Source organism: Streptomyces sp. SP18BB07 (assembly GCF_036322545.1).
GTDB classification, from domain to species: domain Bacteria; phylum Actinomycetota; class Actinomycetes; order Streptomycetales; family Streptomycetaceae; genus Streptomyces; species Streptomyces deccanensis.
The window spans coordinates 118,815-131,350 of sequence record NZ_JAQYWT010000316.1 but is presented as its reverse complement, the minus strand read 5'-3'; the positions used below and the strand labels follow the sequence as shown (position 1 = coordinate 131,350).

Sequence of the window (12,536 nt, the reverse complement as noted above, 5' to 3'; positions counted from 1 at the left end):
GGCTACTTGACCAGCCGGAAGGCGGGGTGCCTGACCCAGGCCCGCAGGAACTCCGCCGTTCCCAGCGCCATCCAGTCCGCGAACCCCAACACCCCTGGAAGGCCGGCGACGACCGACTCCTGCCCGTCCAGCAACTCGGCTTTGGCCACGCCCCCGATGACGTCCATGACAGCGGCGGTCAGCAGAGCCGTGGCCACGTGGTCGATCTCGCGATTGCAGCAGGCGCTGACATTGACGGCATGAGTCGGCCTGAAGCCGAGGACGGCCTCCACCTCGGGCTCGTCCGCGTGCTCAGCCTCGAAGGTGCTCTCATCGCCGACGCCCGGCCCCATCAAGTAGACCAAGAAGGGCCGGCCCCAGTCCTCGCGCTGCGGATTGAACCCCACCAGGGCCGTGAGCTCCTCGTCCGCGGAGGCGTTGCCGAGGAGGGGAAGCGGGAACGGCTTTCGCCAGTCCTCCTCTCGCCTGTCCTCGACGCCCAGTCGCTCCGCGGGCACGTTGACGTCGAAGAACCCGGGCCGCTTCTCCACGAAGTGGGTGGAGAGCCTCACCATCAACGCGCGGAACTCCCGCAGCTGAGCCGGGGAGAGCGGCTCCGCCACATCGATCACCAACGTCGGACCAGACATGCTGGGAGCCTAGGGGGTGCCGCGGTCCGGTGTCGGGCGGGTGCGGCGCCGTAGGGGCTGGGCACGCCGACGCGGCGGAGCCGCGTATCGACACAGCCCCGCGCCCCTGAAGACGGCCCTGCGGGCCGGTCTTCAGGGGCGGTGTCCGGGGTCAGCGGATGCGGCGGTGGACGTTCTCCTTCTCGCTTTCGCCCGGGGTCGCGTCCGCGATCCACGGGCCCTCGCCTGACGGGTCGATCACGCCCTGCTCCAGCCATGTGTAGGCGCCGCCGAGGACGCCCTTGACGACCTTGTGGTCGATGTCGTCGGTGTTGGTCCACAGGCGGCCGAAGAGTTCCTCGACGCGGATGCGGGACTGGCGGCAGAAGGTGTCGGCCAGTTGGTAGGCCTCGCGGCCGTGGTCGGTGGTGGTGCGCAGCAGTTCCGCCCGGACGACGGCCGCGCTCATCGCGAAGAGTTCCGCGCCGATGTCGACGATCCGGCCCAGGAAGCCCTGCTTGGTCTCCATCCGGCCCTGCCAGCGGGACATGGCGTAGAACGTGGAGCGGGCCAGCTTGCGGGCGCTCCGTTCGACATAGCGCAGGTGCGTGGCCAGGTCGGGGTGGCCCGCTGGGTGGAAGTCGCCGTAGGTGCGCGGGAGTTGGCCGGGACCTGCGACCAGCTTGGGCAGCCACTTGGCGTAGAAGACGCCCGCGTTCGCGCCCGCCTTCGCCTTGTCGGAGAGGGACTTCTCCGGGTCGATGAGGTCGCCGGCCACGGTGAGGTGGGCGTCGACGGCCTCGCGGGCGATCAGCAGGTGCATGATCTCCGTGGAGCCCTCGAAGATCCGGTTGATGCGCAGGTCGCGCAGGATCTGCTCGGCGGGGACGGCCCGTTCGCCGCGCGCCCGGAGGGAGTCCGCGGTCTCGAAGCCCCGGCCGCCGCGGATCTGGACCAGCTCGTCGGCGATCTTCCAGCCCATCTCGGAGGCGAACAGCTTCGCGAGGGCGCCCTCGATACGGATGTCGTTGCGGTCCTCGTCGGCCATCTGGGAGGAGAGGTCCAGGACGGCTTCGAGGGCGAAGGTGGTCGCCGCGATGAAGGAGATCTTCTGGCCGACCGCCTCGTGATGGGCGACCGGCTTGCCCCACTGCTCACGGGCCGCCGACCACTCGCGGGCGATCTTCAGACACCACTTGCCGGCGGCCACACAGGACGCCGGCAGCGAGAGGCGGCCCGTGTTGAGGGTGGTGAGGGCGATCTTCAGGCCCGCGCCCTCGGGGCCGATGCGGTTCGCGGCGGGGACCCGGACCTGGTGGAAGCGGGTGACGCCGTTCTCGATGCCGCGCAGGCCCATGAAGGCGTTGCGGTTCTCGACGGTGACACCCGGCGAGTCGGTCTCCACGACGAAGGCGGTGATGCCGCCCTTGTGCCCCTCGGACTTGGGGACGCGTGCCATGACGACCAGGAGGTCGGCGACCACGCCGTTCGTCGTCCACAGCTTCACGCCGTCGAGGATGTAGTCGTCGCCGTCGGGGACCGCCGAGGTGGCCAGCCGGGCGGGGTCGGAGCCGACGTCGGGCTCGGTGAGGAGGAAGGCGCTGATGTCGGTGCGGGCACAGCGCGGGAGGAACTTCTCCTTCTGCTCGGGGGTGCCGAACAGTTTCAGCGGCTGCGGTACGCCGATCGACTGATGCGCCGAGAGCAGGACGCCGATGGCCGGGCTGGCCGACCCGACCAGGGCCAGCGCCTTGTTGTAGTACACCTGGGTGAGGCCGAGACCGCCGTACTTGGGGTCGATCTTCATGCCGAGGGCGCCGAGTTCCTTGAGGCCGTTGATCACCTCGTCGGGGATCCGGGCCTCGCGCTCGATCAGCGCCCCGTCGACCTTGGTCTCGCAGAACGCGCGGAGCTTGGTCAGGAACTGCTCGCCGCGCCGGACGGCCTCGTCCGTGGGGAGCGGGTGGGGGTGGATGAGGTCGAGGCGGAAGCGGCCGAGGAACAGTTCCTTGGCGAAACTGGGCTTGCGCCAGGCCTGCTCCCGGGCGGCCTCCGCCACCTGGCGGGCCTCACGTTCGGTGACGACGGGCTTCTTGAGGGGTGGGGCGGACATGAGGCTCACCTCGCCGCGAATCGGGATCTTGTACCGGATGGGTACCTGAATGGTTACCGATGGGTGCTACTCGATCGTTGGTACCCGATCCGGGGTGACCCCGCCACCCCTCGCGTCCGCACTCAGCCGATGTTCACCGAGTACGCCTTCGTGTCCAGGCGCCCGGTTCCCTTGAAGACCTCGGTGCCCGCCTCGATGCCGGAGACGTACTTGTCGTTGCTCAGCAGCTTGCGGCGGACGAGTGCCTGGGTGAAGTCGTCGAGGTTCAGGGTCGCCTTGCTGGTGTTGGTGCGGCGGACGAAGGAGAACACCTTCCAGCCGATGTCACCGGTGTAGATGTCCCACATGGCCCCGCCGAGGCTGACGCTGCCGTACTTGGTGCCGAGGGGGCCCGCGCCGCCCTGCCGGTTGAGCCAGATCATGACCTCGTCGGTGGGCTGGTCCTGCCAGTCGGCGGTGTTCTTGGAGTGCAGCCACAGGTCGTAGGCGACGTTCATGGTGCCGGGGTTGGAGCTGACCGAGAACTCCCAGCTGGTCCGCACCGGCTTGCGGTCGCCGACCCGGACGGGCAGCTGGGTGGCCGCCTTGTCGACCTTCCAGCCCCAGTGCCAGCCGAGCACGCTGCTCGCGTACGACTTCACGTCGTAGTCCTTGCCGGCGCCGCTGTTGGCCAGGCTGTAGCTGGTGCCCCACGAGATCGTCGAGCCCGAGTGGGAGTTGTCCCAGACGCACTGGGTGCCGGTGGCCTTCTCGCGGTTCCAGACGTTGTTGTTCACGTAGTACTTGCCGAGCGTGATCGTGTCGAAGTCCGTGCACTTCTTGGCCTCCTCCCCCGCCATCGCGACGGTCACGGAGGCCCCGACCGCGAGAGCGGTGACGACGGCCGCGCCGATCTTGGCGGTACGGGTCAGGCGGGGGCGACGGTGTTGCATGGGGTTCCTTCCGGGGGCGGTGCGGTTACGGGTGCTGGTCGCCGCCGGACCCTCCTGAAGTTGCCGCCGAGTCCTAAACTGGGGGCGCCAAGAGCGCCCTGCAAGGGCGCGGGGAACTGCGCGAGAAGCCCCACGGACCCGCAACCGCCACCCCACACACCCCCACCATCCCTCAGGCGCACGGCGAATAATCGAAGCGCTTCGACAACCTATGGACACCCACCCACCGCCGAGCTACTGTCGAGCCACCCTCACACGCCCGGTTCAGAAACAACGCGCAGTCGAAGCGCTTAAACACGCTTGGAGAGCTGGATGGTCACCCTCGCCGAGGTCGCCCAGCACGCCGGAGTCTCGGCGAGCACGGTGAGCTATGTCCTCAGCGGCAAGCGGTCCATCTCCGTCGGCACCCGGCAGCGGGTCGAACGGAGCATCCAGGAGCTCGGCTACCACCCGAACGCGGGGGCCCGCGCCCTGGCGAGCAACAAGTCGAACATCGTCGCCCTGATGGTCCCGCTGCGTACCGACATGTACGTACCGGTGATGATGGAGATCGCCATCGCGGTGGCCACCACGGCTCGTACGTACGGCTACGACGTGCTGCTGCTCACCGGTGAGGAGGGCCCGGACGCGGTGCGACGGGTCACGGGCAGCGGGCTCGCCGACGCGATGATCCTGATGGACGTGGAACTCGACGACGAGCGGCTGCCGCTGCTGCGCGGCACCGACCAGCCGTCGGTACTCATCGGACTGCCGGCCGACACCAGCGGTCTGACCTGCGTCGACCTCGACTTCGGGGCGACGGGCGCGCTCTGCGTGGAGCACCTGGCGATGCTTGGCCACCGCGACATCGCGGTCATCGGCGAGGCCCCCGCGGTGTACGAACGGCACACCGGGTTCGCCGAGCGCACCCTCGACGGACTGCGCTCCCGTGCGCGGGAGTTGGGCCTGCGCGTCCTGCACCGCCCCTGCGAGGGCGGCTACGACGCGATGGCCGCGACCCTGGCCCGGATCTTCGACGAACGGCCCGGCACCACGGGGATCGTCGTGCAGAACGAGTCCGCGGTGGAGCCGCTGCTCGCGCTGTTGCGGCAGCAGGGGCGCGCGGTGCCGGAGGACGTCTCGGTGATCGCGGTCTGCCCGGACCAGGTCGCCGTGCAGGCCTCGGTGCGGCTGACGTCCGTGGCCATCCCCGCCCAGGAGATGGGCCGCCGGGCCGTGGAGCAGCTGGTCGCCAAGCTGGAGGGCCGGGACACCGACGAAGTGGTGCTCCTCGCCCCCGAGTTGACGGTCCGCGCGAGCACGGGGCCGCTGTCCCACACCGGCTGAGCCGACGTCGTACACGAGCCGGGGCCGTACACAGGCCACCGCCCACCGACCGCGCCGTACGGAAGCCGCCGTACGGCCCCCTCTCCTCGTCCCCCCTTCTCCCCCTTCTCCCCCTTTCGCTTCTCGCTCTCCACCCGCCTTCCTTCACTCCTCCCTTCCAGGAGACCTCTCGTGAATCAGCCTGCCGAGAACCAGACCCCGACGGGTGCGGTCAGCCTCGCCCAGTCCTCCCCCACCGTCGGCACGTTCCGTGAGCGGGACGGTGCCCTGGAGTGGAGCGGACGTCAGGAGACCCTGCGGATCGAGCCCTGGGGCCCGGACGCGGTCCGGGTCCGCGCCCGCCTCGGTGGCCCGGTGCTCGACGGACTTCCGGGCGCGCTGCTCGACGAGGCCGAGTCCACCGAGAGCAGCATCAAGATCGAGGACGGGCTGGGGCGGCTGACCGTCGGCGCGCTCACCGTCGAGGTGAACGCGGAGGGTCTGGTCCGCTACAGCCGTACGGCCGACGGAAGCGAGCTGTTGTCGGAGGCCCGCGCCCACTTCTGGTGGCCCGGCCCGCGCCTCTACACGGCCGTCGGCAACGGCTACCACCGCCTGGAGCAGCGGTTCGCCGCGTACGACGACGAGAAGCTGTACGGCCTCGGGCAGCACCAGCACGGACGGCTCGACCAGAAGGGGCTGGTGCTGGACCTGGTGCAGCGCAACGCGGAGGTCGGCATCCCGGTGCTGACCTCCAGCCGCGGCTACACGCTGCTGTGGAACAACCCGGCGATCGGCCGCGTCGAGCTGGCCGGGAACGGCACCCGCTGGGTCGCGGACTCGGCCCGGCAGATCGACTACTGGATCACCGCGGGCGATCCGGCCGCCGCGCAGCGCCGCTACAGCGCGGCGACGGGCCGTACGCCGATGCTGCCCCAGTGGGCGGCCGGGTTCTGGCAGTGCAAGCTGCGCTACCGCACCCAGGACGAACTCCTCGCGGTGGCGCGGGAGTACAAGCGGCGGGGCCTGCCCATCGACGTCATCGTGTGCGACTTCTTCCACTGGACGCATCTGGGCGAGTGGAAGTTCGACCTGAACGAGTGGCCCGATCCGGCGGCCATGGTCCGTGAACTGGACGAGCTGGGCATCAAGTTGGTGGTGTCCGTGTGGCCTTCGGTGTCGCCGCTGAGCGAGAACCACCCCGTGATGGAGCAGCGCGGGTACTTCATCGGGACGCAGTACGGCCCGATGGCGCACGCCGACTGGCCGGACAAGGAGGTCGCGTCGACGGTCCAGGTCGCCTTCTACGACGCGACGAACCCCGAGGCCCGGGAGTTCGTGTGGTCGCGGGTGAAGGAGAACTACCTGGACCGGTACGGCATCAACGCGTTCTGGCTGGACGCCTGCGAGCCGGAGCTCAAGCCGGGCTTCCAGGAGAACCTGCGGTACTGGGCGGGGCCCGGTCTGGAGGTCGGCAACATCTATCCGGCCGAGAGCGCGCGCACCTTCTACGAGGGGCTGCGGGCGGCCGGCGAGGAGGAGATCGTCTCCCTGAACCGTTCGGCGTGGGCGGGCAGTCAGCGGTGGGGGGCCGCGCTGTGGTCCGGTGACATCGGGACCGACTTCCCGACCCTGCGGCGACAGATCGCGGCGGGGCTCAACACGGCGTTGTCCGGCATCCCGTGGTGGAACACGGACATCGGCGGCTTCCACGGGGGCGACCCCGACGATCCGGCGTACCGGGAGGTGATGGTCCGCTGGTTCCAGTTCGGGGCGTTCTCGCCGCTGATGCGGCTGCACGGGTTCCGGGAGCCCGGGATGCCGCTGGGGCCGGACATGACCGGCGGGCCCAACGAGGTGTGGTCGTACGGGGAGGAGGCCGGGGCGATCCTGGAGGCGTACCTGCGGCTGCGGGAGCGGTTGAAGCCGTATGTGCTGCGGGTGATGCGGGAGGCCCACGAGGAGGGGCTGCCGGTGATGCGGCCGCTGTTCCTGGAGTTCCCCGAGGACGAGCGGGCCTGGTCCGTGGACGACGCGTATCTGTTCGGGCGGGACGTGCTGGTGGCGCCGGTGCTGGAGGCGGGGGCGCGGCGATGGACGGCCTACCTTCCGGCGGGGGCACGGTGGACGGATGCGTGGACCGGGGAGACGTACGAGGGGGGTACGGCCGTGACCGTGGATGCTCCGCTGGAGCGGATCCCGGTGTTCCTGCGGGACGGGGTGTCCTTGCCGATCGCCGGGTAGCGGGCCTGTGGTGGGGGCGGTTGCGTGAGGGGGCGACGCCGTCGACGGCGCCCTGGCGACCCCGGTCTACGCTATGGCGCCACGGCCATCCCATGATCCTCAGGGGGTGTGCGCGACCCCCGAGTGAGTGGAGATGACAGAGGATGAGCAGCCGTACGGGAGACTCCGGCGCAGTGCGCGGGGGACGGCGCGGTCGTGGGGGCGGGCCTGCGCGCAGACCGGTTCATCGGACGCGTACGACGATACGTACCACCGGCGGATACGGCGGATACGACGGGCGCGGGGGGTACGTGGAGGCGCCGCGGGCGGTGGCGGCGCCCTCGGAGCCGGTCGCGCCCCGGGGATTCCTGCCGGGGCCGGCGCGGCACATCGCGGTGTGGAGCGCGCTCACCCTGCTGGTGACGGGTGTCGTGTACGTGGCCGTGTGGATCTGTGTGACGTTCCAGACGGCGGTCACGCCCCTGCTGATCGCGCTGCTGGGCACGGCGTTGCTCGGCCCGCTGTACCGGCGGCTGGTGGCGATGCGGTTCAACAAGTCCCTCGCCGCCGGGCTGACCTGCGCGGCCGTGCTCGTGGTGATGGGCGGGGCCGCGTACATCGTGGTGGCCGCGCTGATCGACACCGGTGACCAGATCATCTCCTCGCTCAGGGACGCGGCGAAGTCGCTCAGCGAGGAGTTCGGGCTGGCGGGGACGTCGTTGGACGACCTCGCGAAGAACGCCAAGGAGCTGCTGTCGAAGTTCGGCGGCACCGCCGCCTCCGGGGTGCTCACCGGGGTCAGCGCGGTCGGTGGGTTCGTGGCCAGCGCGGTCCTGGCGATGCTGCTGATGTTCTTCTTCCTGCGGGACTCCGACAAGGCCGTCGCGTCCCTGCACTCGCTCGCGCCGCGCGGCACCGGGGACACCCTGGAGGTCATGGCCCGGCGCGCGTTCCGGGCGATCGAGGGCTATATGCGCGGGACGACGCTCATCGCCTTCATCGACGGTGCCCTGATCGCCATCGGCCTGCTGATCCTTCAGGTGCCGGGCGCCGTGGGGCTCGGCGCGCTGGTGTTCGTCGGCGCGTACATCCCGTATCTCGGCGCGTTCCTCTCCGGCGCGGTGGCGATCCTCGTCGCGTTCGCGGACCGGGGCCTGGTGACGGCGCTGTGGGCGGTCGGGGTCGTCTTCGCGGTGCAGCTGATCGAGGGAAACGTGCTGCAGCCGATGATCCACAGCCGGACCGTGCAGATGCATCCGGCGGCGATCCTGCTGGCCCTGACGGCGGGGGCGTCCATCGCCGGCATCCTCGGCATGCTGCTGGCGGTGCCGCTCGTCGCGGCGGCCACCGGAGTGCTGTCGGAGCTGCGGGCGCGGTACGGGGACGGGCAGGGGGCCACGGTCCCGGCGGAGTAGGCCTGAGGTGACGGTCCCGGGGCCCGCGGCGGGCACCGGGACCGTCGGCGTATGCACGCCGACACGTACCGGGGACCACTCCCCGTTTATGCTGGGGGTCCCAGCCGGTGCGACGAGGCGCGCGCCGTCCGTCGCTCCCCCGGAAAGGACACCGCCTGTGCCCTCCACGCCGTCGGCCCTCGCCCTGGCCAACCTGTTACTCCGGCCCACGCTCCGTTCCCGTCGCGATCCGGACCGGGTCCTCGCACGGATCCTCGACCGGGCCGGGTGGGCGGAGGGTGAGGAGGACTTCGTGGACGGCTTCCGGTTCCTGCTGCGCCAGTGGGCGCGGGACCCGGGCCTGTCCCCGGTCGGCTGGCAGTCGGCGCAGGCCCATGTGCGCCGACATCTCACCAACCGGGCCCGGATCCGGCGGCTGATCGCCGAGAACCCGGCCATCGAGGAGGAACCCGTCGAGCGCCCGGTGTTCGTGGTGGGGCTGCCGCGCACGGCCACCACGCTCACCCACGGCGTCCTCTCCCTCTCGGACGACCATCGCTGCCCACGGCTGTGGGAGTTGCTCGCTCCGGGCCTCGAACCGTCGCCCGAGCAGCGGCGGAAGGCGATCACGTCGGCGCGCCGGATGCTCGACGGCACCCATCGGCTCGCTCCGCGCTTCCGTGAGATCCACCCCATGACCGCCGAGGGCCCCGAGGAGGACACGTTCCTGCTGCCGCACGCCCTGGTGCCGCTGTCCCAGGCGCAGCTGCCGGGCTACCACGCCTGGCACTTCGAGCGGGACTTCGTCCCCGACTACCGCCACCTCAAGCAGGCGTTCCAGGTGCTCCAGTACGGACGCCCGCGCCGCCGCTGGATCCTGAAGTCCCCCTTCCACACCGGCAACCTCGACGCCCTGTTCTCCGTGTTCCCGGACGCCACGCTGGTGTGGACGCACCGTGATCCGGTGACCGCCGTCGCCTCGTTCTGCAGCCTGGTCGAGGTGGGCATGGTCCTCTCCCGCCGCACGGTCGACCCGCACCACCTCGGCGCCACCTGGCTGGACCTGCTGAGCCGGTCGGTACGGCGGGGCCTCGCCGCCCGGGCCGACCTCCCCCGCGAGGCGGTGGTGGACGTGCCGTACTCCTCGCTCGGCACCGACCCGGCCGCGGGCGCCCCGAAGCTGTACGAGGCCATCGGCGCCCGCTGGACCGAGGCCGACGCCGCCCGGCTCCCGGAGGCCGCCACCCACGCCAAGGGCAGCCGGCCGCACCGCTACGACCTGGCCCGCTACGGCCTGACCCGCGCGGGCGTCGAGGCCGAGTTCACGGAGTACAACGCACTGCGGGCCGAGGTCGACCGGGCCTGAGGCCCCTGGACGCGCCGGACCTCGGCCACCGGACGGGGAAGCCGCTCCCCCACCGGAAGCCGAGGTCGGGTGTGCGTCCTAGCCCACGACCCGGCCCACCTCGATCCGGTCGATGTTCGGCGCCCAGGCGCCCGCGTTGCCGAAGGTCACCTTGTTGGCCCCCTTCCTCAGGTCGACGGGGACGCCCACGGTCCAGTAGTCGTCCCAGCTCCAGGTGTTCTTGAAGGTGACCGTGCGCGGTTCACCGTCCCCGACCGTGATGTCCGCCGTGCGGGACATGATGTCGGTGTTGTAGGCGTGGCCGTTGTCGCGGCGGTCGTTGTGCGCGTAGTGGACGACCAGGACGTAGCGGCCCGAGGTGGGGGCGTTCACCGTGAACTCGGCCGTGCTGTCCGCGCTGTTGCCGAGCCAGCCGATGTACGAACCGGCCGTGGCGTACGCGGAGTCGACGAGCTTGGCCCCGCCGGCGAGCGTGGCCGTGGCGCCCTCGTAGGTCAGGGTCCCGGTGGTCGAGCCGGCGCCCGTGACGTCGAGGGCGCGGACGGCGGTGTGCTTGGCGGTCGCGGTGATCCGGTTGTTGCCCGCGACCAGGTAGAGCCGCAGCGGCCGGTCGGGCACCGCCGCCACCGACTGGCCGTGCAGGGCGAGCCGCACGGGCGCCGACGCCCGGGGCACCACCCGGTAGTAGCCGTCGCGCGGGGCGTACACGTCGAAGACCGCCTTGTCGCCGGAGCGCAGCACGAGCGCGCCGGTGCCGACACCGGCCGAGGAGGAGTAGTCGTACGACGGCTTCCCGCTGACGTCGGCGAGCGTGGCCTCGTAGGAGGCGGCGGGTTCGGCGGTGCGGGCGGTGAGGTCGATCCGGTCGAGGGTGACCTCGGTGTCGCCCTTGGCCAGCGTCAACCGGTGGGTGCCCGCCGAGAGTCGGACGGTGAGGTCCTTCTTGGCGCGGTAGGTCCAGTTCTCCGTGGAGGGGTAGGTGACCGTGACCGGTTCGCCGCCGTCGACGCTCAGTTTCTGGGTGGCCGGGGTCCCGGACTGGTTGCCGTACAGGATCGCCAGGTCGTACGTGCCGTCCTTGGGGACCGACACGGTGAAGTCGACCTTGCTGCCGGGCTGGTTGAGCGAGCCGACGTCCTTGGTGCCGGAGGCGGCGTAGCCGTTGGCGTTGCTCACCGTGCCCTGGGTGTAGACCTTGCCGTCGGTGATGGCGGCGTCCTCGGCCTCGTAGGAGGCGGTCCAGGGGACGGAGGGCGTGGTCGGGGTGCCGGTGCCGCCCGGGGTGAGGACGACGCGGTAGGCCGACATCTTGTGCAGGCCGCGCAGCGGGACGGTGACCGTGCCGTCGTCCGCGATCCGCACCTTCGTCCGGGTCAGGACGCGCGGGGTGGCGTGCTGGCCCTCGTAGCCGGACCAGGCGGCCTCGGCGACGGTCGCGCTGACCGTGCGTCCGAAAAGGGAGCGGGGGACCTTCCGGACCACGACGTCCGTGTCACCGGCGGAGCCGCCCAGCAGGACCTGGGCCTGGCGGCGGGAGGTGTCGAGGGAGGCAAGGCCCTGGAGGGTGTCGACGGTGTTGGCCTGCGGCGGGGTGACCTTGACGGTGTTCCCGGTCAGGCCCGCGTACCAGCGGAAGAACCACCAGCCGCCGTTGGGGATGTTGGAGCGGACGACATTGCCGTCCATGTTGCCGGCCGCGTCCCAGTAGGCCTGGTTGGCGTACACCTTGTTGCGCTCGAACATCGAGACCCACTGGACGAGTTGGCCGGGGACGGAGAGGTCGCGGCGGTTGGCGTACTCGTCGATGTTGATCTTCAGCGGGGCGATGCCCGCTGCCCGCTCCAGGGCGCGGTAGTCGTCGTAGTGGCCCTGGAAGTCGCGCAGGGAGCCGGAGCCCAGCTCGTGCCAGGTCATCACCTGGGGCAGGACGTTCTCGCGCTTGGCGAAGGCGAGGAAGTCCTTGAGCAGGCGGTTGTGGTAGGCGGCCTCGTTGGGGCCGGCGATCCGGGCGTCGGGGTCGATGGCGCGGATGCGCTGGTAGACCGTCTTCCAGTCGCGGAAGAAGCGGTCGCGGTTGATCTCGTACTGGGCCTGGTCGGCGACATCGAGCTTGTACCAGATCTGGTCGGGCTCGTTGAACGGGATGTAGACGAAACGGTCGCCGTTCGGGTCCGCCGACACCTCCTTGACGATCTTGTCGACCTTGGGGAGGTAGTCGTCGATGCCGAGGTCCTCGTAGGGCCACTTGGCGTAGATGTCCTGCATCATCACGTTGATCTCGCCCCCGCCGTTGCGGAAGAACGACTTGGAGACGGTGAGCGCGTCGCCGTTGGGGTGCTGGGCGCCGCCCTCCGGCTTCTGCGAGATGCTGGTGATCTTCAGCGGTGCGAGGGCCGCGTCGCTGGGCACCCCGTCGTCGCTGAGCCCGTACAGCGCGCCGTTGGCGCCGCGCATCACCGGGCCCTCGGAGGCCGAGAGGTCGACGGTGAGGCGCTGCGGGTCGGCGGCCGCTGCCGCTGCCGATCCGGTGGCGGGGAGGGTGCTGCCTGCCATGGCGGTGACTCCAAGTAGTGCTGTGACCAGGGCGGTTCTGGT

The 12,536-nt window shown here is 70.7% G+C and carries 8 protein-coding genes; 4 read left to right on the top strand and 4 right to left on the bottom strand.

The genetic code is table 11. The annotated features are described in order from the left end of the window. Positions 1-2: 2 nt before the first annotated feature. From PUR53_RS21515 to PUR53_RS21505, 3 genes are all read right to left on the bottom strand, one after another. Positions 3-629 carry a DUF6368 family protein gene (locus PUR53_RS21515; protein ID WP_329898903.1) on the bottom strand — a complete coding sequence of 209 codons (627 nt, stop codon included), beginning with the start codon at positions 627-629 and terminating at the stop codon, positions 3-5. Between the two features lie 151 nt (positions 630-780). After that, positions 781-2,721 (bottom strand): acyl-CoA dehydrogenase family protein, encoded by a 1,941-nt coding sequence (locus tag PUR53_RS21510; protein WP_329898902.1) that lies wholly within the window; start codon positions 2,719-2,721, stop codon positions 781-783. Between the two features lie 122 nt (positions 2,722-2,843). Then, entirely contained in the window at positions 2,844-3,653 is an 810-nt protein-coding gene (locus PUR53_RS21505; RefSeq protein WP_329898901.1) for a GH12 family glycosyl hydrolase domain-containing protein, read from the bottom strand. A gap of 312 nt (positions 3,654-3,965) precedes the next feature. Here PUR53_RS21505 and PUR53_RS21500 point away from each other — a divergent pair, with 312 nt between their 5' ends. The 4 genes from PUR53_RS21500 (at position 3,966) to PUR53_RS21485 (ending at position 9,941) form a co-directional block, all read left to right on the top strand. After that, positions 3,966-4,979: a LacI family DNA-binding transcriptional regulator gene (locus tag PUR53_RS21500; protein WP_329898900.1), complete on the top strand. Its 1,014-nt coding sequence runs from the start codon at positions 3,966-3,968 to the stop codon at positions 4,977-4,979. A gap of 171 nt (positions 4,980-5,150) precedes the next feature. Further along, positions 5,151-7,202 (top strand): glycoside hydrolase family 31 protein, encoded by a 2,052-nt coding sequence (locus tag PUR53_RS21495; protein WP_329909330.1) that lies wholly within the window; start codon positions 5,151-5,153, stop codon positions 7,200-7,202. A 374-nt stretch (positions 7,203-7,576) separates the two neighbouring features. Further along, positions 7,577-8,596 (top strand): AI-2E family transporter, encoded by a 1,020-nt coding sequence (locus PUR53_RS21490; protein ID WP_329898953.1) that lies wholly within the window; start codon positions 7,577-7,579, stop codon positions 8,594-8,596. A 157-nt stretch (positions 8,597-8,753) separates the two neighbouring features. Then, positions 8,754-9,941: a sulfotransferase family protein gene (locus tag PUR53_RS21485; protein ID WP_329909329.1), complete on the top strand. Its 1,188-nt coding sequence runs from the start codon at positions 8,754-8,756 to the stop codon at positions 9,939-9,941. A 78-nt stretch (positions 9,942-10,019) separates the two neighbouring features. Here the strand turns inward: PUR53_RS21485 and PUR53_RS21480 are convergent, their stop codons facing one another. Continuing rightward, positions 10,020-12,494: a carbohydrate-binding protein gene (locus PUR53_RS21480; RefSeq protein WP_329909328.1), complete on the bottom strand. Its 2,475-nt coding sequence runs from the start codon at positions 12,492-12,494 to the stop codon at positions 10,020-10,022. Positions 12,495-12,536 lie beyond the last annotated feature (42 nt).

What these genes read in the sequence shown, in the direction of transcription:
- PUR53_RS21515 (WP_329898903.1), bottom strand. Translation starts at nt 629, where the DNA reads ATGTCTGGTCCGACGTTGGTGATCGATGTGGCGGAGCCGCTCTCCCCG.
- PUR53_RS21480 (WP_329909328.1), bottom strand. Translation starts at nt 12,494, where the DNA reads ATGGCAGGCAGCACCCTCCCCGCCACCGGATCGGCAGCGGCAGCGGCC.
- PUR53_RS21505 (WP_329898901.1), bottom strand. Translation starts at nt 3,653, where the DNA reads ATGCAACACCGTCGCCCCCGCCTGACCCGTACCGCCAAGATCGGCGCG.
- PUR53_RS21510 (WP_329898902.1), bottom strand. Translation starts at nt 2,721, where the DNA reads ATGTCCGCCCCACCCCTCAAGAAGCCCGTCGTCACCGAACGTGAGGCC.
- PUR53_RS21500 (WP_329898900.1), top strand. Translation starts at nt 3,966, where the DNA reads ATGGTCACCCTCGCCGAGGTCGCCCAGCACGCCGGAGTCTCGGCGAGC.